Below are 23,161 nucleotides of genomic sequence, written 5' to 3'. Positions count from 1 at the left end.
CCGGCGGGCGCACCTGCCGGCGACCTCGCGGCAGCTCCTAGACGATCACGTGCGGCAGGAAGCGGGCGTACTCGTCGGTGATCAGGCCCGCCGACTCGCGGATACCGAGTCCGGCCGGTTCGTCCTCCACCACCCAGGCGCCGAGCACGACGCGGTTGCCGTCGAAGGAGGGCAGCGGGGCCAACTCCTGGTAGCAGCAGGGTTCGTCCCGCAGGACGGGGTCCGCGCCGGGTTCGTGGACGGTGACGCCGGCGCCCTCGCGGCCGAGCAGCGGCTTGGCGACGTACCCCGTGGTCGCGGCCAGGTCCCGCGGGCCGTCGAGATGGGCGGCCAGCAGGTTGGGGTGGCCCGGGTACAGCTCCCAGAGGATCGCCAGAAGCGCCTTGTTGCTGAGGAGCATCTTCCAGACGGGCTCGATCCACATCGTCGAGCCCGTACCGCCGCCGTTGTCGAGGGTGTCCAGGACGTGGCCGGCGAAGCGGTCGGTGGTGAGCCATTCCCAGGGGTACAGCTTGAAGCAGGCGCGGATGAAGCGGAGCCGGTTGTCGACGAAGCGGCCGGACAGGGGGTCCCAGCCGATCTCCTCGACCGATATCCAGTCGGTGTCGAGGCCCGCCTGTTCGGCGGTCTCCTTCAGATAGGCGACGGTCATCAGGTCCTCGCCGAGCTCGTCCTCCGCGGAGTGCGCGAAGTACAGGGGGCTGCCCGGCGGGAGGAGGGCGGCCTGCTTCCGCCAGGCGGCGACGAGGCGTTCGTGCAGGGAGTTCCACTGGTCGGCGCCGGGGAAACGATCCTCCATCCAGAACCACTGGGGGCTCGCGGCCTCGACGAGCGAGGTCGGGGTGTCGGCGTTGTACTCCAGCAGTCTGGCGGGGCCCGTACCGTCGTAGCGCAGGTCGAAGCGGCCGTAGACGGAGGGCAGTTCGGCACGGCGGTGCCAGGCCTCGGTGACCGCCCGGACGACCCTCGGGTCGGTGATGCCGAGGTCGGCGAAGCGGTTCGCCTCGACGATGTGCCCGGCCGCCGCGAGGCACATGCGGTGCAGTTCCGCGACGGTGTCCTCCAGGGCCTCGACCTCGGGGAGCGAGAAGGCGTAGTACGCGCTCTCGTCCCAGTAGGGGCGCAGGGAGTCGTCCGGGTAGCGGGTCAGCGGGTAGATGAGGCCCTGCCGTTCGACGGTCTGCTGCCAGTCGGCGCGGGGTTCGAGGGGACGGCGTTCCACGGCGTCATGTGTCCGATCGGGTGCTGGGCGGTACGGGGTCGGTGGCGTCGGCGCGCTCAGCCGCCGGAGCCGCCCTTCCCGCCCTTGCCGCCGCCGAAGCCGCCGCGGTCCACGCCGTGGCCGTGGCTGCCTCCGGAGGAGCCGGATCCCTTGCCCAGCTTGGTGAACGAGCCGCCGTCCACCCAGCTGTGCTTCTTGTCGCCCCCGTAGTACCACGTGCCGTGCGTGGCCGACTTCGTGGACGTGCAGTTCTTGTCCGCGACGACCTTGTAGCCCTTGAGCGCCTGGTAGCTGTCCCGGTCGACACAGCGCTTGTCGGGATCCGAGGAGCAGGCGGTGAGGGTCGCCGCGAGCAGTCCCATGCCGCCGAGCACGACCGTGCCGGAGCGCAGTCGCCGTCGTGTGTCCGCCATGTTCGCTCTCCCCGTGGTCCAGATGAGTTCGTCCGGCTCAGCGCCGGCGATCAGCGTAGAGACCGGTCGCGGCCGGTACGCGGTGACCCCCTCCGATTCGGCTTCCCCTACAGTCACTTCGTGCTCTTTGGAATGATGTGCGCGCTTGGTGCGGCGGTCTGTTTCGGTACGGCGACGGTGTTGCAGGCGATCGCCGCACGGACGGCGGCCGACACCGGCACCGGCACCGGCGGCCCGGGCGGGGACGCGGCGCTGCTGCTGCGGGCACTGCGGCAGTGGCGGTATCTCGCGGGGCTGGCGCTGGACGGGCTCGGTTTCGTGTTCCAGATCGCGGCGCTGCGGTCCCTGCCCATCTACGCGGTGGGGGCCGCGCTGGCGTCGAGCCTCGCGGTGACCGCGGTGGTGGCGGCGCGACTGCTGCGAGTGCGGCTCAGCGGGTCGGAGTGGGCGGCGGTGGGGGTGGTGTGCGCGGGGCTCGGGATGCTCGGGCTGGCGTCCGGGGCCGAGGGGACCGGGCGGGCTCCATGACGCTGAAGTACGTGATGCTGGGGACCGCGGTACTGGTGTTGCTGCTGGGGCTGGTGGGCGGACGGCTGTCGGGGCGCGGGCGGGCGCTGGTGCTCGGGCTGGGGGCGGGGTTCGGGTTCGGCGTGGTCGAGGTGTCCGTGCGGCTGATCGACGACCTCGCGCCGGGAACGCTGGTGCGCAATCCGGCGGTGTACGCGCTGCTGGTCGGGGGAGGTGCCGCGTTCCTGCTGCTGACCACGGCGCTGCAGCGCGGCTCGGTGACGACGGCGACCGCGGGCCTGGTGATCGGCGAGACCATCGGGCCGGCCCTGGTGGGCGTGGTCTGGCTGGGTGACCGTACGCGGGAGGGGCTGGAGTGGCTGGCGGTGCTCGGGTTCCTGGTGGCGGTGGCCGGGGCGCTGGCCCTGGCACGGTTCGGGGAGGCCCCGGTGGAGGAGGGCTGACGACAACGACGAGGGAGCGGGCCGGGCGGCCCCCGCGCAGGGTCGGGGCGAGCGTCTTCGCCCGTCTCAAGCGGCAGCCGGCCGGGCGCGGCGTGGACGCCGCCCGTCGCTGACCCCGGCACGGCTCGGCACGGCTCGGCACGGCTCGGCACGGCTTGGTTCGGCTTGGTTCGGCTTGGTTCGGCTTGGTTCGGCTTGGTTCGGCACGACTGGGCTCGGCTCGGCTCGGCTCGGCACGACTCGGCACGGCTCGCCGGTGCGCCGCTCCGTCCCGGACGGCGGTTCCGGGCCTATCCGCCGGCGGCGGAGGCCAAGGTCGCGCACAGTGCCTCCAGCGCCCCGGCCCACCCGTGGTCCGGTGGTGTCCCGTACCCCACCACGAGCGCGTCCGTGCGGCCGGCCGTCGAGTCCGGGTGGCGGTAGCGGTCCAGTCCGTGGACGGCGAGTCCGTGCCAGGCCGCCGCCCGCAGCGCGGGCCGCTCCGTGCCGGGCGGCAGTCGCAGCATCACGTGCAGACCCGCCGCGATCCCGGTCGCCCGGACTCCGGGGGCACGGTCCGCGAGCTGCGCCACCAGCGCGTCCCGGCGACGGCGGTAGCGCAGGCGGGCCGCGCGGACGTGCCGGTCGTACGCGCCCGAGGTGAGGAACTCCGCCAGCGTCAGCTGGTCCAGCACCCCGCAGGACCAGTCCGCCCAGCCCTTCGCCGCGACCATCTCCGGCGCGATCGACGGCGGCAGCACCAGCCAGCCCAGCCGCAGGCCCGGGGCCAGGGACTTGCTCGCCGTGCCCAGGTAGACCACGTGGTCTGGGTCGAGGCCCTGGAGCGCGCCGACCGGCTGGCGGTCGTAGCGGAACTCCCCGTCGTAGTCGTCCTCCAGGATCAGCCCGTCGCCGCGCCGCGCCCAGTCCACCACCGCGGCCCGCCGTTCGGGGTGCAGCGGCAGCCCCATCGGGAACTGGTGCGCGGGGGTCAGCAGCACCGCCCGCGCCCCGGGCAGGTCACCGGCCGTCAACTCCTCCGTGCGCGTGCCCAGTCCGTCGAAGCCGAGCGGCAGTGTCCGCAGGCCGGCTCGTTCCAGCAGGTCCCAGTACACGTCCAGCCCGTACGGCTCCACGGCCAGCGCCCGCGCTCCCCGTTCGCGCAGCACCTGGCCGAGCAGCATCAGCCCGTGCGCGAAACCGGCGCAGATCAGGATGCGCTCCGGGTCGGCGCGGACTCCGCGGGCCCGGGCCAGATAGCCGGCCAGGGCGGTGCGCAGTTCCACCCGGCCCCGCGGGTCGCCGTAGCCGAGGGCGTCGTACGGAGCCGTCGCCAGAGCCCGCCGGGAGGCCTTCAGCCAGGCCGCGCGGGGGAAGAAGGACAGGTCCGGACTGCCGGGCATCAGGTCGTACACCGGCCGGGAGCGGGCGCGGCGCGGTTCCGGGGCGGCCGACGGCGCGGACACCGGACGTTCGGCGACGCTCGTGCCCGAGCCCTGGCGTGCGGTGAGCCAGCCCTCCGCCACCAGGTCGGTGTACACGTCGGCGACCGTGTTGCGGGCGATGCCCAGGTCGGCGGCGAGGGAGCGGGAGGAGGGCAGCCGGGTGCCGGGCGCCAGCCGGCCGCCGCGGACCGCTTCCCGCAGGGCGTCCGTCAGCCCCTTGCGGACACCCGATCCGGTCGGCTCGACATGGAGGTCGATCCCGAAAGTGGCCCAAGATTCCGCCATGGAAATGGACCATACTCCTGGGCTGCCTCATTCGTAGGGTCGAGGCATGACGACGAACGAAGCCCCCACCGACACCGCGACCGACACCGGCACCGGCACCGGCACCGCCGAGGAGTACGCCCCCGAGCACAGCCCCCGGCTGGCCTGGGCCAAGCTGGCCCCCGACGTCTACAAGGCCATGGTCCGGCTCGACACGGCGGCCCAGCAGGGGCTCGACCCGAAGCTGGGCGAGCTGGTGCGGATCCGTGCCTCACAGCTCAACCACTGCGCGTTCTGCCTCGACATGCACACCAAGGACGCGCTCGCCGCGGGCGCGAGCGTCGAGCGGATCGTGCAGCTCAGCGCGTGGGACGAGTCCCGGCACTTCTACACCGAGAAGGAGCTCGCGGCGATCGAGCTGACGGAGGCGGTCACCGTACTGACCGACGGCTTCGTGCCCGACGAGGTCTACGCACGCGCCGCCCGGCACTTCGAGGAGGCGGAGCTGGCGCAGCTGATCGCCTCGATCACGGTCATCAACGCGTGGAACCGGTTCGGGGTGACCTGCCGGCTCGTACCCGGCCACTACACGCCGGGACAGTACAACTGACGGCGGCGGTGACAGCGGCGGCGGCGCCGCGGAGCTCCTCACGGGACTGAGCCGGCCGGGGTCACGACAGCCACGCCCGCCAGGTCGACGCGTGGCTGTCCACCCACTTCTTCGCCGCCTCCTGCGCCGACAGCTTGTCGTTGGCGATCATCAGGGAGACGTCGTTCTGGTCCTCGGTGGTCCACTTGAACTTCTTCAGGAAGGCGGCCGCCTTGCCGCCGTTCTTCGCGAAGTCCGTGTTGAGGTACTTCTGGAGCGGGGTGTGCGGATAGGCGCAGGCGACCTTCGCCGCGTCCGCGTCGCAGCCCTCCTTGTAGGCGGGCAGCCTCACCTCCGTCATCGGGACCTTCTGGAAGAGCCACTGGGGTGAGTACCAGTACGTGAGGAAGGGCTTCTTCTCCTTCGCGAACTGCTTCATCTGGGTGATCTGCGCGGCCTCCGAACCGGCGAACACCACCTGGTAGTTCAGCTTCAGGTTGCCGACCAGCGCCTTGTCGTTGGTGACGTACGACGGGGAGCCGTCCAGCAGTTGGCCCTTGCCGCCGCTCTCCGCGGTGCGCAGCTGTCCGGCGTACTTGTCGAGGTTCTTCCAGTCGGTGACGTCCGGGTGCTGCCGGGCGAAGTACGTGGGCACGTACCAGCCGATGTGCCCGGTGACCCCCAGCCCGCCGCCCGGGACGATCGTCTTCTTGTCCTCGACGTACCGCTTCTCCTGGTCGGGGTGGCCCCAGTCCTCGAGGATGGCGTCGACCCGGCCCTGGCTGAGCGCGTCCCACGCGGGGACCTCGTCGACCTGCACGGTGTCGACGCGATAGCCGAGCTCGTGCTCCAGCAGGTACTGCGCGACACCCACGTTGGCCTGCGCTCCCACCCAGGACTGCACGGACAGGGTCACCGTCCCGGCGCCCTGGGCGCCGGCGAAGGGCGAGGCCTGCTTGGTCATGTCGGCCGCGCCGCAGCCGGTGAGCAGCAGCAGCGCGGACACCCCGGCTGTCACCGAAATCGTACGAAGTCGCATGTCACGCTCCCTTCTTCGTGGACCGCCGGGTCGGCTGGGTCACCCGGTCGAGCATCAGGCCGAGGCAGACGATCGCCGCTCCGGCCACCAGGCCGGTCGCCAGGTCGCCCTGGGCGAGGCCGAACACGACGTCGTAGCCGAGCGCGCCGCCGCCGACCAGGCCGCCGATGATGACGACGGCGAGGACCAGCACGACCCCCTGGTTGACGGCGAGGAGCAGTGCCGGCCGGGCCAGCGGGAGCTGGACCTGGCGCAGCTGCTGGGTGCCGGTGGCGCCGAGCGAGCGGGCCGCCTCCAGCGCGGCGGGGTCGACGGCGCGCAGTCCCTGGGTGGTGATGCGGACGACGGCGGGCAGGGCGTAGACGACGGCCGCGGCGACGGCGGGCGCGCGGCCGACGCCGAACAGCGCCACCACGGGGATGAGGTACACGAACTGCGGCATCGTCTGGAAGACGTCGAGGACGGGCCGCAGCAGCCGCTCGACGCGCTCGCTGCGCGCCGCCGCCACGCCGGTCGCGAAACCGAGGACGAGGGTCACGGCGACGGCCGCGAGCACCTGCGAGAGCGTGTCGAGGGAGGGCTTCCACACGCCCAGGACCCCGATCGCGGCCATCGCGAGGACCGCGGTGAGGGCGGTGCGCCAGGTGCCGATCAGCCAGGCGAGGGCGGCGACGATCAGCAGGATGGACCACCAGGGCAGCGACTGGAGGCCGTCCCGGAGGGGGTCCAGGACCCACGTGGTGAAGTGGCCGGCCCAGTCGGCGGTGCCGCCGAGGTAGGGCACTCCGGAGTAGAGGTGGTCGGTCATCCAGCCGACGACGCGGTTCACGGGCTCGGCGATGTGCAGGGTCCAGGTGCCGGGCCAGTCGAGCCGGCCGGTGAGGCGTCCGGCGAGCGCCACGGCGACGGCCGCGGCGAGGGCGTACGCCCAGAGCAGGGCGGTTCCCCCGGTGCGGGTGCCGAGCCGTTCGCCCGCGGCGCCGGTCACCCGGTCCAGGACGACCGCGAGCAGCACGATCGGGATGCCGGCGGCGAGCGCGGCGCCCACGTCGACGGAGGCGAGGGCCTGGTAGACGCGGTCGCCGAGGCCGCCCGCGCCGATGACGGAGGCGATGACCGCCATCGACAGCGCCATCATGATCGTCTGGTTGAGGCCCAGCAGGAGTTCCTTGCGGGCCAGCGGGAGGCGGGCGGTCAGCAGGCGCTGCCGGGCCGTGGCGCCGAGCGAGGTGACGGCCTCCATCACGCCGGTGTCGGCGTCGCGCAGGCCGAGCGCGGTCAGGCGGGCCATGGGCGGCGCCGCGTACACGACGGTGGCGAGGACGGCGGCGGGGACGCCGATCCCGAAGACCAGGACGACGGGCAGCAGGTAGGCGAAGGCCGGGAGCACCTGCATGGTGTCGAGGACCGGGCGCAGCGCGCGGTAGGTGCGGTCGGAGAGTCCGGCGGCGAGGCCGAGCAGCGCGCCGAGGGCGACGGACGCGAGGACGGCGACCACCATCAGCGCGAGCGTCTGGAGGGTGGGCACCCACATGCCGAGCAGCCCGCAGGCGAGGAAGGCGGCGGTCGTTCCGAGCGCGAGCCGGATGCCGGCGGCCCGCCAGGCGACGAGCCCCGCGGCCACCGTGACGCCGGCCCAGCCCGCCGCGAGCAGCACCAGATAGACGGCGCGTACGCACAGGACGACGGCGTTGCTGACATAGCCGAAGAAGTACAGGAACAGCGGGTGGCTGTCCCGGTTGTCGATGATCCAGTCGCTGGTTCTGCCGAGGGGCGCGGCGAGGTCGACGGTGAGCGCGTGCGGCCAGGTGCCGCTGGCCCAGCGGGAGTCGAGGACCGGGACGAGGACGGCCGCGGCGACGGCGAGCAGCAGGATCTTGGCGACGGCGCGGTGCCGGGTGGCGCTCTTGAGCAGGGCGGAGACGCCGGTGTGCCCGACGGTCGCGGTGACGGCGGCCATCTCAGGCCACCTCCTCACCGCGGGCCGCGGAGTCCGTCCCCGCCACCACCCCGAGCAGGGCCGCCGAGTCCACGACCCCGAGGCAGCGTCCCTTCTCCATGACGCGTGCCGGGGCACCGGAGCGCGCCACCGCCTCGATGGCCTGCGAGACGGTCGTCTCCGGTGCCACCGCCGGGCCCCGTGCGGCCTCGTCCGCGGACGCGGCCCGCATCGCCGTACGCACCGTCATGACCTGCTCGCGCGGCACGTCCCGGACGAACTCGCGGACGTAGTCGTCGGCGGGCGAGCCGACGATCTCCTCGGGCGTGCCGAGCTGGACGATGCGGCCGTCGCGCATCAGGGCGATGCGGTCGCCCAGGCGCAGGGCCTCGTTCAGGTCGTGGGTGATGAAGACCATCGTGCGGCCCTCGTCGTGGTGGAGACGGACGACCTCCTCCTGCATGTCACGCCGGATGAGCGGGTCGAGCGCGCTGAACGGTTCGTCGAAGAGCAGTACTTCGGGGTCGACGGCGAGGGCCCGGGCGAGCCCGACGCGCTGCTGCTGACCGCCGGAGAGCTGGCCCGGCCTGCGGTGTTCCATGCCTTCGAGGCCGACCTTGGCGACGACCCCGGCGGCCCGCTCGCGGCGCTCCGCCTTGCCGACGCCCTGGATCTCCAGGCCGTAGGCGACGTTGTCGAGGACGGAGCGGTGCGGGAGCAGGCCGAAGTGCTGGAAGACCATCGCGGCGCGGTGGCGGCGCAGTTCGCGCAGCCGGGCCCGGTCCATGGCGCGTACGTCCTCGCCGTCGATGGCGATCGTGCCGGCGGTCGGCTCGATGAGCCGGGTCAGACACCGTACGAGGGTGGACTTGCCCGAGCCGGACAAGCCCATGACGACGAAGACCTCGCCCTTGCGCACGTCGAAGCCGACGTCCCGGACGGCGGCGGTGCAGCCGGTGCGGGAGCGGAGTTCGGCGGGGGTGAGGGCGGCGAGTTCGGGGTCGGCGGGGACCCGCTCGGGCCTGGGTCCGAAAACCTTCCACAGGCCGTCTACGGAGAAGACGGGGCTGTCGGCGCCCCTCGCCGTACCGGCACTACTGGCGCTACTGGCACTAACGGCACTACTGGCAGGACTACTGGCGCTGGTACTCATCACGCACCACCTCCGATCAGCTCGGCGCATTTCTCCCCGACCATGAGCACCCCGATCATCGGGTTCACGGCGGGCATCGTCGGGAAGACGGACGCGTCGGCGACGCGGAGGCCGTCGAGGCCGCGCACCCTCAGTTCGGGGTCCACCACGGCGTCGGTGTCCGCCACCGCTCCCATCCGGCAGGTGCCCGCCGGGTGGTAGACGGTGTGCGCGACCTGGCGCGCGTACGCGCTCAGTTCCTCGTCGCCCGTGACGTCCGGGCCGGGGCACACCTCACGCTTGAGCCAGCCCGCGAGCGGCTCGGTCGCCGCGATCTCGCGGGCGATGCGGATCCCGTCGACGAGGGTGCGGCCGTCGTAGTCGTCCTCGTCCGTGAAGTAGCGGAAGTCGAGGGCGGGCTTGACCGACGGATCGGCGCTCGTCAGGTAAAGCCGTCCGCGGCTGCGCGGCTTGGGGATGTTCGGGGTCATCGAGACGCCGTGCGCGGGGCGTTCGTAGCCGATCCGCTCCGGGTTGTCCGTGAAGGGGACCTGGTAGAAGTGGAACATCAGGTCGGGGCCCGCGTGTTCGGGGTCGCGGCGCACGAAGAGACCCGCGTCGGAGTCCATCGCGGAGTTCTCCGGGATGGGGCCGTCCGTCTCCCACACGATGACCGACTCGGGGTGGTCGAGCAGGTTCTCGCCGACGCCGGGCAGGTCGTGGACGACGGGTATGCCGAGCGCCTCCAGATCGGCGGCCGGTCCGATGCCGGAGTGCAGCAGCAGCCGCGGCGAGTCAACGGCGCCCGCGCACAGCACGACCTCGCGCTTCGCCCGTACGAGGATCTCCTCGCCGTCCTTGGTGCGGACGTGCACGCCCGTCGCGCGCGTCCCGGTCACCTCCAGCCGGTGCGCCCACGTCTCCAGCATCAGCGTGAGGTGGGGCCGCTCCTCCATCACCGGGTGCAGATAGGCGACCGACGCGCTGGACCGCTTGTTGTTCTCGGGGTGGTAGGCGAGGTCGAAGAAGCCGGCGCCCTCGGTGAACGGCTGCTGGTTGAAGCCCTCGACGCGAGGAACGCCCAGCGCGGACCGGGCGGCGTCGACGAAGTCGCGGGCGATGGCGTTCCGGTCCTTCTCGTCGACCGGGACGATGTTGTTGAGGAGCCTCGCGAAGTACGCCTCCATCGGCACCGCGCCCCAGCCCTCGGCGCCGGCGGCCTCCCACTCGTCCCAGTCGGAGGGCAGCGGCTTGAAAGCGATGAGCGTGTTGTGCGAGGAGCAGCCGCCCAGCACCCGGGCCCGGCTGTGCCGGATGTGCGAGTTGCCGCGGGGCTGCTCGGTGGTCGGGTAGTCGTAGTCGAGTTCGCCGCCGAGCAGGCCCATCCAGCGGCGCAGGGTGAGGACGTCCTCGCGGCCGACGTCACTCGGGCCGCCCTCGATGACCGCGACGGTGACGTCGGGGTTCTCGGTGAGCCGGGAGGCGATCACGGAGCCGGCCGTTCCGCCTCCGATGACGACGTAGTCGTACGTGTTCTCGTACGTGTTCTCGTGCATGTGGTCGTGCTCCAGGGTGCTGTGTGCGGTGGGGGGTCGCGGCACTGGGGTCAGCCCGCGAACCAGCGGACCGGCTTGGGCGCGAGGTTCTGGTAGACGTGCTTCGTCTCGCGGTACTCGGCGAGGCCCGCCGGGCCCAGCTCGCGCCCCACACCGCTCTTGCCGAAGCCGCCCCACTCCGCCTGCGGGAGGTAGGGGTGGAAGTCGTTGATCCAGACGGTGCCGTGCCGCAGCCGTCCGGCGACCCGGCGGGCGCGGCCCGCGTCGGACGTCCAGACGGCACCCGCGAGCCCGTACTCGGTGTCGTTGGCGAGCGCGACGGCCTCCTCCTCCGTGCGGAAGGTCTCCACCGTCAGGACGGGTCCGAAGACCTCCTCACGGACCACCTTCATCCCGCGGTGGCACTGGTCGAGGACGGTCGGCTCGTAGAAGTAGCCGGTGGCGGGCCTGCTGCCGGAGGGTTCCGGACGCTGCCCGCCGGCCCGCAGCACCGCGCCCTCAGCCAGCGCGGAGGCGACGTACGCCTCGGTCTTCTCCCGCTGCTGCTCGGAGACGAGCGGGCCGCACTCGACACCTTCCTCGGTGCCGCGGCCCAGCCTGATCCGCCCGGCCCGGCGCGCGAGTTCGGCGACGAAGCGCTCGCGCACGGACTCCTCGACGATGAGACGGGAGCCCGCCGAGCAGACCTGGCCGCTGTGGATGAAGGCGGCGTTGAGCGCCTGGTCGACGGCCGTGTCGAAGTCCTCGTCCGTCGCGCAGGCGTCCGCGAAGACGACGTTGGGGTTCTTGCCGCCGAGTTCGAGGGCGACCTTCTTGACGGTGTCGGCGGCGGCCCTGGCCACCTTCGTCCCGCTGACCAGGCCACCGGTGAAGGAGACGAGGTCGACGTCGGGGTGCTCGGCCAGGCGGGCACCGACCGTGTGCCCCGGGCCGGTGACGAGATTGGCGACCCCGGCCGGCAGACCGGCCTCGACGAGCAGCCGCAGCAGCGCGACCGTCGTCAGCGGCGTGATCTCGCTCGGCTTGACCACGAAGGTGTTCCCGGCGGCCAGCGCGGGTGCGACCTTCCAACTGGCCTGCAGCAGCGGATAGTTCCAGGGCGTGATCAGTGCGCAGACGCCCACCGGCTCGTGCACGACGACACTGTGGACGTCCTCGGACCCGGCATCGACGACCCGGCCGCCGCCCTCCCCCACGACGAGATCGGCGAAGTACCGGAAGGCGTCCGCGACGCAGTCGATGTCGACGCGCCCCTCCTCGACCGTCTTGCCCGCGTCCCGGCTCTCCAGCAGCCCGAGCTCCTCGCGGTCGCGGACCAGGAGGTCGGCGACGCGGCGCAGCAGCGCCGCCCGCTCGGCGACGGGGGTGTGCGGCCACGGGCCCGCGTCGAAGGCGGCGCGCGCGGCCGCCACGGCCGCGTCGGTGTCCCGCTCGTCACCCTCCGCGACCACGGCGAACGGCTTCGCATCCGCGGGATCGAGGATCTCGCGGGTCGCGCGGGATGCGGCCGCGCGCCATTCCCCGCCCACGTGGAGAGTCTGTTCTGCCTGCTGAGCCTGGTGTCCGGCCATGGTCGGTGCTGCCTTCCGTTCCTGATCCGTTCCCCTGTGTCACACACGTGTCACTCACGGGGACCGGGAGCGCATGCCCCCCGACCTGGATTGCATGCACGATCGGTGACCGGAAGTGCGCCGTGTCACTGAAAAATCGGTGGAAACGTGACCAGATACGGCGCACGGCGGGGTGGCCGGCCCGGTCTTCCCTCCTTCCCCCTTCCCTCTTCTTTGACTAAGGTCAAAGAATGACGACGGAGGCAGTGTCGGCGGAGGACGTCCGGGCGCTTCGGCGCTTCAACCGGTACTTCACCCGCCGCATCGGAGTCCTGGACGACCGCTACCTCGGACAGGACCGGCCGCTCGGCGAGGCACGGCTGCTGTTCGAGATCGGGAGCGGGGTGTCCCTGCGCGAGCTGCGGAACAGGCTCGGCCTGGACGCCGGATATCTGAGCCGGATGGTCCGGGCGCTGGAGGCGCAGGGGCTGGTTCGGGTGAGCGTGCCGGCCGAGGACAGCCGGCTACGGGTCGCGGAGCTCACGCCGGCCGGCCGCGCCGAGGTCGAGGAGCAGAACCGGCGGGCCGACGCGCTCGCCGAAGGACTGCTCGGCGGACTCGACGAGCGGCGGCGCGACGAACTCACCGCCGCCATCGGCGCCGCCGAGCGGCTGCTGCGGCTGGCGGCCATCACCGTCGAGTCCGTCGACGGCGCCTCCCGCGACGCGCGCGACTGCCTCGCCGCGTACGCCGCCGACATCGACGAGCGGTTCCCGGAAGGGTTCGACCCCGCCGCCCTCGTACGGCCCGACGAGGTGTCCGGGGACTCGGGTGCTTTCCTCGTCGCGTACGAGGAAGGGCGTCCCGTGGGGTGCGGGGCGCTGCGGCTCCTGGGGTCCGGGGTCGGCGAGATCCGCCATGTATGGGTGCGTCCAGGCGCCCGGCGGCTCGGTCTGGCGCGACGGATCCTCCACGGGCTGGAGCAGGAGGCCGCCGGACGCGGTTGCGCGGTCGTACGGCTCGACACGCACGAGGTGCTCACCGAGGCGCAGTCGATGTACCGGGCCTGCGGATACGAGGAGATCCCCCGGTACGACGACAACGTCTACGCCGCTCACTGGTTCGAGAAGCGACTCTGATCGTTCCCGGAGCCGCTGCCGTGGCGGCCGCCGGTGCCTCGGTTCAGCAGGCGCCGGCCAGGCAGAACGACGTCACCGCCGCCTCCTGGACCTGCCGCTGCTCGGGCCACGCGTCGACCGGTCCCGAGGTGAGGACGGCGTACAGCTCACCGCCGCCGGCCGGGATGACCCGGTCCAGGGTGCGCAGGTCGACGCCCCACTTCTGGCTGGGGTGGGAGTAGTCGAGCTCGGCGGCCTCGCCCCGGGCGTCGGGCACGGCCTCGAGACCGTTGCGGTGATAACCCGGGAGCTGTTTTCTGAGGTCCTTCTCGGCCTCCGTGAGCGTGCCGCGCGGGGTGGGGTCGTCCTCGCTGACCCGGAAGACCTGGAGATAGCGGGGACCTCCGCCGGATTCCCTGAAGAAGTAGATCGTGACGCCGTTCTTGCCGCTCTGCGTCTCCGGCTGCCAGCCGTCCGGTACGGCCATGCCGAACTCGCCGTTCGCAACACGGTGGTATCCGGCCGGGAGAGCGCTCGCCGAGGGGGACGCGGAGGTGGCGTCCAGGGTCGGTGCGGGGGTGGAGGCGGAGCCGGGTACGGGTGTGGATTCCTGGGCGCTCGGGCCGGTGGGCGCGGTGGACACCTTGGTACGGGCGTCGTCCTTGTGCGTGCCGCCGCCGTCCCTGCTCCACACGTACCAGCCGCCGAACCCCGCCGCCCCGCCGACGAGCAGGGCCGCGGTCAGCACCGCGACCACGCGCCGCACCGAGGGCCTCGAGGCGGGACCTGGAGCGGGAGGGGACCAGGTGTCGAGTAGGCCGGATAGGGCGGGTGGTATCCGCCCTGGTCGGGGGCCGGGAAGAGGGCGGGGGCCGGGTACTGGCTCCGTTGGTCGTAACCGGGGCCGGAGCCGGAGGCTGAACCGGAGCCGGAGCCGGAATCGCCGGCGGAACCGGACCCGTCCCCCGGGCCCGGGACAGGAGCCGTACCGGGCGCGGGGCCGGGCGCAGGCGCGGGGCCGGGCGCAGGCGCGGGGCCGGGCGCAGGCGCGGGGCCGGGCGCAGGCGCGGGGCCGGGCGGGTGGACCGGCTCGAACCCGGGGCGCGGCGGAGGCGGCGGGGTGTAGCGGCTCTGCGGCGCGCCGCCCGTCTCCCCAGCTCTGCGTCTCGGCGTTCCAGTGGACCTCGTCCTTGCTTGACCACGGTCAGTTCCCCAGCAGCGCGGCGACGGATTCGGCCACCGCGCCCGCCGAGGCCAGCAGCCCGGTCAGCGCGCCGGCGTCCGTGAGGGCCTGCCGGAGCCGGGTGAGCCGGCTCTGCCCCGCCCGGCCCGACTCCTCGATCTCGGCCTGCGCCACGGCGAGTTCGCTGTCCAGCCCGGCGGTCTGGCTGCTGGCGACCAGCCGCCCCAGGTCGGCGCGGAGCTCACGCACCTGCCGCAGCAGCTCCTCGTGCGCCGGGTCGCGTGGCGGCGCTCCGGCGCCCGGCTGATTGACGACGTTGTTCCCGTCGCCGATCGCGAAGGCCCCGCTGACACCGCTGATGTTGATGGATCCTCTTCCGGCGGCCTGCTCGTCAGCCATTCCCATCCCCTCCCGCCCCGTTCGGTGTGCCCGGTGTGCCCGGCGCGTTCGACCCGCCCGGCGCACCGGACGTACTTGGCGCGCCCGGCGCACTCGGCGTAGTCGGTGTACTCGGCGCACTCGGCGCACTCGGCGCACTCGGCGCACTCGGCGCCCTGTTGGTGACGACGTTGTTGTCGCCGAGGGCGAACGCCCCCTGCGCGTTCTCGATCAGGGTGCTGCCGCCGCTCACGTTGACGACCTTCTGGGCGAACTCGTCGGTCCGGTAGCCCGAGTCCTTCAGAACCTGCCGCACTCCCTGCGCGACCCGGTCCTGGATCGACTTGAGATAGCGGGTGACGTCCATGTCCTGGAAGAGCGAGGCGGTGTCCCCGGAGCCCAGCTCGCGCACCGACCGGGCGGGCCCGTCCGGCATCGCCGCGCCGTAGCCCGCGGTGAGGATCCGCCAGGTCAGGGCCACCCCCCGGCCCACCGTCGCGACCGCGAGGGGCGCCGATCGAGGCGTACGGGCGAGCGCCCACACCGCCTTGCCCAGCGGGCTGTTGTGACGGTGCTGGTGGGCGATGCGGTCCGCGTTCTCGAAGTCGGCGCGCACCGGCAGCAGGACGTGCGGGGCGATCTCCAGCATCAGCATGCCGCCCTGGGTGTGCACGCGGACGAAGACGGTGGTGACGACCTCCTCCTCCCAGCCGCCGACCCGTGCCCGCAGGAAGTGCCGGCGGGTCTCGCCGCCCTCCTCGACCGACTCGGCGCTGTGCACGACGAACGCGTCCTGGTGGTACGGCGCGAGGTCCCTGCGGGGCAGCCCCGCCACCGGCAGGAACACGCACTCGTCGATCTCCAGGCGGCGCAGCCGGTCCCGGACCGCGCCCCCGGCGTGCGGCGAGGGCAGCCGCAAGCGCGACAGCAGCTCGTGGATGCGGTCGAGGATCACCCGGTTGTTGAGGGGAAGCGGCGGCTCCCGGCGCTCCGGGTCCGGCCGTAGCTCGACGGCGAGACTCCAGGTGTCGTACGCCCGCCCGGCACCGCAGAAGGGGTGCGCCGCGTGGTACATCACCAGGGGCGAGTGCTGCTCGACGCGGATGCGCTGCCGCAGCCGCTGGAAGCGCCGTCCTTCGGCGAGTTCGGCCGGGTCGGCGGCCATGTCTCCGAAACGCGCCGGGTGCAGCTCGTGCGCGAGCGCCCGCGCGAACTGACTGCGCTGCAGGGCGACGCACACCGCCACCAGCAGCAGGACGAGCAGCGCGGACCACGCGTTGACCGGCTGGATGCGCACCCCGCCGTTCTCGAAGAGCGCCGTCGCCAGCGGGGTGGGGAGGAAGGCATCGAAGAATTCGAAGAGCTCCCGCTGGTCCACGACGCCGAAGGCCGCGCGCACCGTCGTGACCGAGGCGTAGATCAGGAAAATCCGCCCCCACCAGCGCAGCCACCACGCGGGGAACCTCCGGTACCACGGGGGACGTTCCTGCGCGCCCCGGATCCAGGAGGCGGTGGCGAGCACCAGACACGGGAGCAGAAGGGCGGCCAACAGGTAGTTGGAGAGCGGGAAACCCACCGCCCACAGTCCCAGGATCGCCGCCGCCCAGCCCACTTCGAGCCGGCGTGCGCGCAGGGCGTGGGCCAGGACGCGCGCCGCGTCGTGGCCGAGCGAGGGGGCGGCGAGGCGCTCCTCGTGGACGTACAGCTCCTCGATCACCGCGTCGCGGTAGCCCGCGTCCAGGTAGGTGCCCGCGCAGAGCAGCCGCGTCGCCTCACTCGCCCCCGGCGGCACACCCGGCTCGCCGGTCACAGTGGCCCGTGGTGGCCGTGGTTGCTGAGGTAACTGGAATGTCTGCGTCAACGCTGCTCCCCCGAGGCGTGAACTGCCGTGTTCCGCACACGCGTTGGTGTGTCCGGCGTCACAGCATAGGGGTCGTGCGGCATCCCCGCCGCGTTTATTCACAGGAACGGCGCAGGCCCCGCCCGGGAAGGCCGGGCGGGGCCTGCGTGAGGTACCGCGAGGTGCGGTGGGGTGCGAGGGCTCAGATGAGACCGAGACCGCGGACCGCGTCGCGCTCCTCCTCGAGCTCCTTGACGGAGGCGTCGATACGGGCGCGGGAGAACTCGTTGATGTCCAGGCCCTGGACGATCTCGTACTGCCCGTCCTTGGTGGTGACGGGGAAGGAGGAGATGATCCCCTCCGGGACGCCGTACGAACCGTCCGACGGGATGCCCATGGAGGTCCAGTCGCCGTCCGCGGTGCCGTTGACCCAGGTGTGCACGTGGTCGATGGCGGCGTTGGCGGCGGAGGCGGCGGAGGAGGCGCCACGGGCCTCGATGATCGCGGCACCGCGCTTGGCGACGGTCGGGATGAAGTCCTCGGCGAGCCACTTCTCGTCGCCCACGACCTCGGCGGCGTTCTTGCCGGCGACCGTGGCGTGGAAGATGTCCGGGTACTGGGTGGCGGAGTGGTTGCCCCAGATGGTGAGGCGCTTGATGTCCGCGACCGTCGTGCCGGTCTTCTTCGCGAGCTGGGTCAGCGCGCGGTTGTGGTCCAGACGGGTCATCGCGGTGAAGCGCTCGGCCGGTACGTCCGGGGCGGCGGCCTGGGCGATGAGGGCGTTGGTGTTGGCCGGGTTGCCCACGACGAGGACCTTGATGTCGTCCGCGGCGTGGTCGTTGATGGCCTTGCCCTGCGGCTTGAAGATGCCGCCGTTGGCCGAAAGCAGGTCGCCGCGCTCCATGCCCTTGGTGCGCGGGCGGGCGCCGACGAGCAGGGCGACGTTCGTGCCGTCGAAGGCCACGTTGGGGTCGTCCGTGATGTCGATCCCCGCGAGGAGCGGGAAGGCGCAGTCGTCGAGCTCCATGGCGGTGCCCTCGGCGGCCTTCAGCGCCGGCGTGATCTCCAGGAGGCGCAGCCTGACCGGCACGTCCGCGCCGAGCAGCTGGCCGGAGGCGATGCGGAAGAGCAGGGCGTAACCGATCTGGCCGGCCGCGCCGGTGACGGTGACGTTCACGGGAGTGCGGGTCATGGCGTTCTCCGTATGACAGCTGGCGGTGGGGCGTCCCTGCCCCGGGGTGCAGGATCGTCCCGCGTCCACCGCAATGATCGATCAAAGGTGCCGATGATCGATCTCTCGGCGTCAAGAGAGATCCGCCGTCAGGCTATCGCGCATCCGATACCCCCGTCGGCCGGGTCCCGTGTGGCCCACCCCACAGAGCCCCCGAACGGGCGGCCGCCCGCCCCGGGGAGGGGCGGCGGCCGCCGAGGGGGGTGCCGGGTTCCGTCCTCGTGGACGGTGCCGGATCCCGTGGGGGTTATCTGTCCGCCTGCCCCGGCCGGGAGCAACCATGCCCCCCAATTTCCGGGCGCCCCTGTCCCTGGGGGCTCCGCCAAGGGGCTGCCGCCCACTGGACCCCCGCATCGCCCGAAGGGCTCGTCCTCGCACGCCGGACGGGCTGAAAATCCGCAGCCCAGGCCCGCACCATCAGCCCGTCCGGCGCTTGAGGACAAGGCCTACCTCACCGCGTACACCCCCGCTGCCCCGACTTCAACGTCACGCACGCCTTCGCCTCCCCGGCATCCTTGACGGCGATCATCGGCGTGTACGCATCGGTGTCGGTGTCCACCGAACCGGTCTGCCCAGGCGCGCCCCCCGCGGACACCACGACCGAGTCACCGGCCACGGCCTGCGTGATGCGAGCCCACGCCGCGCCACAGGTCTTGCTGTAGCGGACCTCGACCAGCGTCGTACCGACGGTGATGCTGGTGGGGGTGGTCGCCAACTGCCCCCCGCAGCCCATGTTCTCCGGATCCTTGCCCGTACAGTCGCTGCCGCTGCACTTCACCCCGGCCGGCAGGTCGGGACGGACGGAGGCGGACGTCGTGGGCGTCCTGACCGTGCCCTGCTCCTTCTTGTCACCGCCACCGCCCGTGAGGAGAACGGCCACGGCGATGACGACGAGCGCACCCACGACACCCGCGAGGAACATCGTCAACCGCCGCTTACGCCGAGCCCCGTCGGACGACGCGCCGTCCGACGCCGCTCCGACGGACGGCCCGGCACCCTCCGGCGAACCCCCGGCGGACGCGGCGGGCCTGGCCGGACCGGCCGTCACCGGCGGCCCGAACCGCCCCGCGTCCCCGGACGGCGGCGTGGCGACGACCCCCAGCCACCGCCACCCCCCTTCGAAGCCCCTCCGGACGAGGAACCGTCGCGCGCACCACCCGCGTTCGAGGGCGCGGCCCCGGACGCCGAGCCCTCCACGTCCGCCGCGGTCGGTTGCGGCGGCACCGACGGCACCACACCCGCGGGCCCCGCGATCCCGGGCGTCACGGTCGCGCCGCGCCCCTTGCGTGCCTGCTTGCCGTCGCTCCCGTTCACCGCGGCCGCGCCGGACTCCCCGAGCGCGGCCCGCGCCTGGGAGATGCGGATCGCTTCCATGGTCATGTCGTGGCGCATCTCCGAACGGCTCCAGGCACGCTCGGCGAGCTCCCACATGGTGGTGAGATGAATGGGACTGGTCCCGGTCACCTCGGCCAGGGCGACGATCGCGCCCTTCGGCGCGAGGAGCCGGCCGTTGAGGTAACGCTCCCACGACGTCCTGCTGTAGCCCGTACGGTCGGCCAGGGCGGCGATACCCAGCCCGCTCCGGTCGACCAAACGGCGCAGCTGGACAGCGAACTCCTTGACCTGCGGATCGAGTTCATCCGGCAAGGCCTTCCAACGAGGCATTGCTCTTCCCCCCTGCTTCTTTCCCCCCGTGCGTGCCTGACATTTCCCCCGCGCGGCTCCCCCGGGCTCTCCCCCGCACGCGGGCAGGGAAGGGGCCCATCGCCGCCGAGTCCCCGTTCTGGTTACCCACAGGGATGCGTCCGGCCAGGACCCCAGTTCCCGGAACCGGGGCGCACAGGAGCGTTCGGGCCGGGGCATGCGCCGTCGCACGCCCGTCGGGCTGCGGTCCCAGTGTCCCATTTCCCCCGTGCCGACCAAACGGACTCGCGACCTCCGCACGGATGTGCTCTCGGCCTTCGCGCAGGACGCGCGGGAGCGTCCCGGCCGCTCTCACCAACGGGATGGAAGTGCCCGGGTCACCCGAGAGTGACGGCACCCGCGACAGCGGCGAGGAGGAGCGCGAGGACGAGCACGGCCGCGTAGAGGAGGAGACGTCCCGTGCGCGGACCGGGCGGGGGTTCCTCGTCGAGCAGGTCCCACCACGGAAGCGTGGGGTCCTCCTCGTACCCGCACGCGCCCGCACGGTCGTCCACGCCCTGCCGCGCGCCGTCATGCCCGTCGTGTCCGTCGTGCGTGCCGTCACGCCCACCGGGGACGGGCCCGCCCACGGGGAGACGTAAGGGCGCGGGCTCGCGGGGCCAGACCCGTACCGCCAACTCCCAGCGCACGCCGAACCGTTCGGCCTCCGCGCCCGTGAGACCCGCGACCCGGCACAGCGCCGCGACCGCCTGCCGGGGTGGCGGCTGGGTCGCGTTGAGGTACCGCTGCCAGGACGACTTGCTGTACGCGGTGCGCGCGCCCAGCGCGACCAGGCTCAGCCCGGTGCTGTCCTTGAGCAGCCGCACCTGCTCGACGAAGTGCCGTACCTCCATGGGAAGTTCCTCCGGCAGCGGCTGCCAGGCACCCATCGCTCACCCACCTCCTGCGGCGTTCCGGGGGCGTTCGTCCGCCTCCGTCGTTCCCCGTGAGCGAGGGACGGCGCCGGGCGGTGGGACGGTTCCCGTCACGCGGCGCGGACACGGTGGCGGAACGGTCACTTCCGTGCCACAGCGGGCCGTCGGCTGTTGTAAGGCCCCTTCCTGTGCAGAAGGGTTGTCCCCGGGCGGCCCGGCCGCCCGGCCGCGGCCCGTCCTTGCTCGGGGGAGAGGACGGGCCGCGGCGCCGTGCGCGGACGGCGCGTGGGGCTCAGCGCACCGTGAAGTGCAGCGTGTCGTCCAGGAACGGGATCACCAGCCACGGGGTGGGCTGTGCCATCAGCGCCAGCAGCACGATGGCGAGACCCAGCACCCCGTACGTGACCATGTCCGTGAAGCGGGAACGGACCGCGAGCATGCCCACGTCGGGCACCATCCAGCGCATCACGGCACCGCCCAGCAGGGCGGCCCCGATCAGGATCGTGCCGAACCGGAACGCGTCCAGCGCGACCAGCAGCAGGCCGAGTCCGACGGTCGACAGCACGGCCAGGATGGGCCACTGGCGGGCCGGCGCCGGGGCGTCGCCCGATGCCGCCCGGCCGCCGCCCTCGGGCCGCGCGGTGTCCCTCGTGAACAGCGGGAAGCGGCGGGTGGTGCGGCGCGGCCGCCCCTCGGCGTCCGGGGCACTCACGGCGTCGATCACACCGGGGTCGCCCTCCGCGTCGTCCCCGGCCTCCGCGTCGTCCCCGGACCTCGCGTCGTCTACGGACCTGGTGTCGTCCGGGGCCTCGGGCTCGGCCCGATCCCCCGTCACGTCCGGCGCGGCACCCTCCGCCCGCGCGTCACCTTCTGTCTCCGCCCGTGCGGACCCCTCGGCCCGCACGGTGGCTTCCGCCACTGCCTCCGCTTCCCGTACGGCTGATGCGGAGTCGGCCCTCTCGGAGCTGCCCTCAGCCGACACTGCGCTCCGCCGCTTCCACCACGTTGACGAGAAGCTGGGCACGGGTCATCGGGCCGACGCCGCCCGGGTTCGGGGAGATCCACGCCGCGACCTCGGCGACATCCGGGTGGACATCGCCGACGATCTTGCCCTCGGCGCTGCGCGAGACTCCGACGTCGAGGACGGCGGCGCCCGGCTTCACGTCCTCCGCACGCACGAGGTGCGCGGAGCCGGCCGCGGCGACGATGATGTCGGCGCGCTTCAGGTGCGCGGAGAGGTCCCGGGTACCGGTGTGGCACTGGGTCACGGTCGCGTTCTCGCTGCGCCGCGTCAGCAGCAGCGGCATCGGCCGGCCGATGGTCACCCCGCGGCCGACGACCACGACCTCGGCACCCTTGATCTCCACGCCGTAGCGGCGCAGGAGGGTGAGGACGCCGTTCGGGGTGCAGGGCAGCGGGGCCGGCTCGTTCAGCACGAGGCGGCCGAGGTTCATCGGGTGGAGTCCGTCCGCGTCCTTGTCCGGGTCCATCAGCTCCAGGATGCGGTTCTCGTCGATGCCCTTGGGGAGCGGGAGCTGAACGATGTAGCCGGTGCAGGCGGGGTCCTCGTTGAGTTCCCGCACCACCGCCTCGATCTCCTCCTGTGTGGCGGTCGCGGGCAGTTCACGCTGGATGGAGGCGATACCCACCTGCGCGCAGTCGCGGTGCTTGCCCGCGACGTACTTCTGGCTGCCGGGGTCGTCGCCCACCAGGACGGTCCCCAGGCCGGGCGTGACGCCCTTCTCCTTCAGGGCCGCCACGCGGACGGTCAGATCGGACTTGATCGCGGCTGCGGTGGCCTTGCCATCGAGAATCTGGGCGGTCATGGTCCCATCCTCGCGGATGACCCGCTCCCGGTTCCAATCCGGGACCCTCCCGTGCGCCCTCATCTCCCCCGATTCAGCCGTGATCAGTGATGTTGCACTTACACAACACATGCACAACGCAACCGGAAGCACTCTGGACAAATAAGGAAGGCATTGAGAACGATTGAGCGACACAGTGCCGCGGGCAGTACCGGGGGGACGGACCGCTCTGCAGAACTTTCCTCCACACCGTGCCGCGCCTCGTCCCCGCACCAGGCAACGGAGGAATTCCCGCCATGAGTTTCGGCGACCCGAACAACCCCTACGGTCCCCCGGAGGGCCAGCCGTCGGGATACCCGTCCCAGGGCCAGCCCGGCTACGGCTACCCCCAGGGCGCCCCGCAGCAGCCCGGATACGGCTACCCGCAGGCCCCGCCGGTCCAGCAGTCGCCGTACGGCGGCTACCCCGGCGGCCCGATGGTGATGCCCGGCGGAGTGAAGTCCGCGCGCGTGATGCTGTTCGTCATCGCCGGTCTCCAGGTCCTCGGCGCCATCCTGATCGCGTTCTCCGCGGTGGCCGTCTCGGCCGCCAAGAACAACGCGGAGCTCAAGGACGACGTCCGGTTCCAGCAGCTCGCCGACTATTCGGCGGGCGCCCTGTGGGGCGTGACGGTCGCGGTGCTGGCCTGGGGCGTCCTCGCGATCTGGCTCGGTGTGAAGTGCGCCAACGGCGGGAACGGCGTGCGCATCACCGCGATGGTGTTCGGCATCCTGACGGCGATCCTCGGCATCTACCCGTTCATCGTCATCGGTCTGGCGCACACCGTGCTCGCGATCCTCATCGCGGTGTTCGTCGGCAAGTCCGACGGCGAGGCCTGGTTCAACCGACCGAAGTACTGAGCCCCGCCCCCTGCCCGTCGCTCATGGCCCGCTGCCACCGACACCGGTCC

General features: G+C 72.5%; 18 protein-coding genes and 2 pseudogenes. 4 read left to right on the top strand and 16 right to left on the bottom strand.

The window, feature by feature from the left end:
* Positions 1-37 precede the first annotated feature (37 nt).
* Both HEP85_RS24385 and HEP85_RS24380 read right to left on the bottom strand, forming a co-directional pair.
* On the bottom strand, positions 38-1,222 hold the full coding sequence (locus HEP85_RS24385) for a glutathionylspermidine synthase family protein (protein ID WP_168529807.1): 1,185 nt from the start codon (positions 1,220-1,222) through the stop codon (positions 38-40).
* A 56-nt stretch (positions 1,223-1,278) separates the two neighbouring features.
* A complete protein-coding gene (locus HEP85_RS24380) occupies positions 1,279-1,635 on the bottom strand; it encodes a hypothetical protein (protein WP_168529805.1) in 357 nt (118 codons plus the stop codon).
* A gap of 132 nt (positions 1,636-1,767) precedes the next feature.
* Between HEP85_RS24380 and HEP85_RS24375 the strand changes: the two are divergent.
* Positions 1,768-2,606: pseudogene (locus tag HEP85_RS24375) on the top strand (hypothetical protein).
* Between the two features lie 290 nt (positions 2,607-2,896).
* Here HEP85_RS24375 and HEP85_RS24370 read toward each other — a convergent pair.
* On the bottom strand, positions 2,897-4,315 hold the full coding sequence (locus HEP85_RS24370; protein ID WP_329527190.1) for a PLP-dependent aminotransferase family protein: 1,419 nt from the start codon (positions 4,313-4,315) through the stop codon (positions 2,897-2,899).
* A gap of 46 nt (positions 4,316-4,361) precedes the next feature.
* Here HEP85_RS24370 and HEP85_RS24365 point away from each other — a divergent pair, with 46 nt between their 5' ends.
* On the top strand, positions 4,362-4,904 hold the full coding sequence (locus HEP85_RS24365) for a carboxymuconolactone decarboxylase family protein (RefSeq protein WP_168529803.1): 543 nt from the start codon (positions 4,362-4,364) through the stop codon (positions 4,902-4,904).
* Between the two features lie 61 nt (positions 4,905-4,965).
* Here HEP85_RS24365 and HEP85_RS24360 read toward each other — a convergent pair whose 3' ends face one another.
* The 5 genes from HEP85_RS24360 to HEP85_RS24340 are packed head-to-tail and all read right to left on the bottom strand — an operon-like array spanning position 4,966 to position 12,120.
* On the bottom strand, positions 4,966-5,922 hold the full coding sequence (locus HEP85_RS24360; RefSeq protein ID WP_168529801.1) for an ABC transporter substrate-binding protein: 957 nt from the start codon (positions 5,920-5,922) through the stop codon (positions 4,966-4,968).
* 1 nt (position 5,923) lies between these two features.
* Positions 5,924-7,882, bottom strand: coding sequence for a proline/glycine betaine ABC transporter permease (locus HEP85_RS24355; protein WP_211118050.1), 1,959 nt, complete (start codon positions 7,880-7,882; stop codon positions 5,924-5,926).
* 1 nt (position 7,883) lies between these two features.
* Entirely contained in the window at positions 7,884-9,014 is a 1,131-nt protein-coding gene (locus HEP85_RS24350) for a glycine betaine/L-proline ABC transporter ATP-binding protein (protein WP_168529799.1), read from the bottom strand.
* The gene (locus tag HEP85_RS24345; protein ID WP_168529797.1) at positions 9,014-10,549 is read right to left on the bottom strand and encodes a GMC family oxidoreductase; all 1,536 of its coding nucleotides are present in this window, start codon (positions 10,547-10,549) and stop codon (positions 9,014-9,016) included. The genes HEP85_RS24350 and HEP85_RS24345 overlap by 1 nt, the downstream gene beginning before the upstream one ends.
* Before the next feature lie 50 nt (positions 10,550-10,599).
* The gene (locus HEP85_RS24340; RefSeq protein WP_168529796.1) at positions 10,600-12,120 is read right to left on the bottom strand and encodes an aldehyde dehydrogenase family protein; all 1,521 of its coding nucleotides are present in this window, start codon (positions 12,118-12,120) and stop codon (positions 10,600-10,602) included.
* A gap of 230 nt (positions 12,121-12,350) precedes the next feature.
* Between HEP85_RS24340 and HEP85_RS24335 the strand changes: the two genes are divergently transcribed.
* Entirely contained in the window at positions 12,351-13,238 is an 888-nt protein-coding gene (locus HEP85_RS24335; RefSeq protein WP_369657823.1) for a GNAT family N-acetyltransferase, read from the top strand.
* 43 nt (positions 13,239-13,281) lie between these two features.
* On the opposite strand, the gene HEP85_RS24330 is transcribed toward HEP85_RS24335, so the two are convergent.
* The 8 genes and pseudogenes from HEP85_RS24330 to HEP85_RS24295 form a co-directional block, all read right to left on the bottom strand.
* Positions 13,282-13,974 (bottom strand): hypothetical protein, encoded by a 693-nt coding sequence (locus HEP85_RS24330; protein ID WP_168529794.1) that lies wholly within the window; start codon positions 13,972-13,974, stop codon positions 13,282-13,284.
* Positions 13,975-14,421: 447 nt separating this feature from the next.
* The gene (locus HEP85_RS24325) at positions 14,422-14,799 is read right to left on the bottom strand and encodes a hypothetical protein (RefSeq protein ID WP_329289876.1); all 378 of its coding nucleotides are present in this window, start codon (positions 14,797-14,799) and stop codon (positions 14,422-14,424) included.
* Positions 14,792-16,588, bottom strand: a complete 1,797-nt coding sequence (locus HEP85_RS24320; RefSeq protein WP_211118049.1) for a hypothetical protein — start codon at positions 16,586-16,588, stop codon at positions 14,792-14,794. The genes HEP85_RS24325 and HEP85_RS24320 overlap by 8 nt, the downstream gene beginning before the upstream one ends.
* 232 nt (positions 16,589-16,820) lie before the next feature.
* Positions 16,821-17,810 (bottom strand): malate dehydrogenase, encoded by a 990-nt coding sequence (locus HEP85_RS24315; RefSeq protein WP_168529792.1) that lies wholly within the window; start codon positions 17,808-17,810, stop codon positions 16,821-16,823.
* A gap of 490 nt (positions 17,811-18,300) precedes the next feature.
* Positions 18,301-19,514 (bottom strand): annotated as a pseudogene (locus HEP85_RS24310) (DUF2690 domain-containing protein).
* A gap of 356 nt (positions 19,515-19,870) precedes the next feature.
* The gene (locus HEP85_RS24305; RefSeq protein ID WP_168529790.1) at positions 19,871-20,422 is read right to left on the bottom strand and encodes a helix-turn-helix transcriptional regulator; all 552 of its coding nucleotides are present in this window, start codon (positions 20,420-20,422) and stop codon (positions 19,871-19,873) included.
* 277 nt (positions 20,423-20,699) lie between these two features.
* Complete coding sequence (locus HEP85_RS24300) at positions 20,700-21,242, bottom strand: DUF3017 domain-containing protein (RefSeq protein WP_168533967.1); 543 nt, start codon at positions 21,240-21,242, stop codon at positions 20,700-20,702.
* 136 nt (positions 21,243-21,378) lie between these two features.
* Entirely contained in the window at positions 21,379-22,233 is an 855-nt protein-coding gene (locus HEP85_RS24295) for a bifunctional methylenetetrahydrofolate dehydrogenase/methenyltetrahydrofolate cyclohydrolase (RefSeq protein ID WP_168531814.1), read from the bottom strand.
* Positions 22,234-22,508: 275 nt separating this feature from the next.
* Between HEP85_RS24295 and HEP85_RS24290 the strand changes: the two genes are divergently transcribed.
* Positions 22,509-23,111 (top strand): proline-rich domain-containing protein, encoded by a 603-nt coding sequence (locus HEP85_RS24290; protein ID WP_168529788.1) that lies wholly within the window; start codon positions 22,509-22,511, stop codon positions 23,109-23,111.
* Positions 23,112-23,161: the final 50 nt, after the last annotated feature.

Origin of the sequence: Streptomyces sp. RPA4-2 (assembly GCF_012273515.2) — a bacterium.
GTDB lineage: Bacteria > Actinomycetota > Actinomycetes > Streptomycetales > Streptomycetaceae > Streptomyces > Streptomyces kaempferi.
The sequence above is the reverse complement of the archived record's forward strand: the minus strand, read 5'-3'. Positions and strand labels throughout refer to the sequence as shown.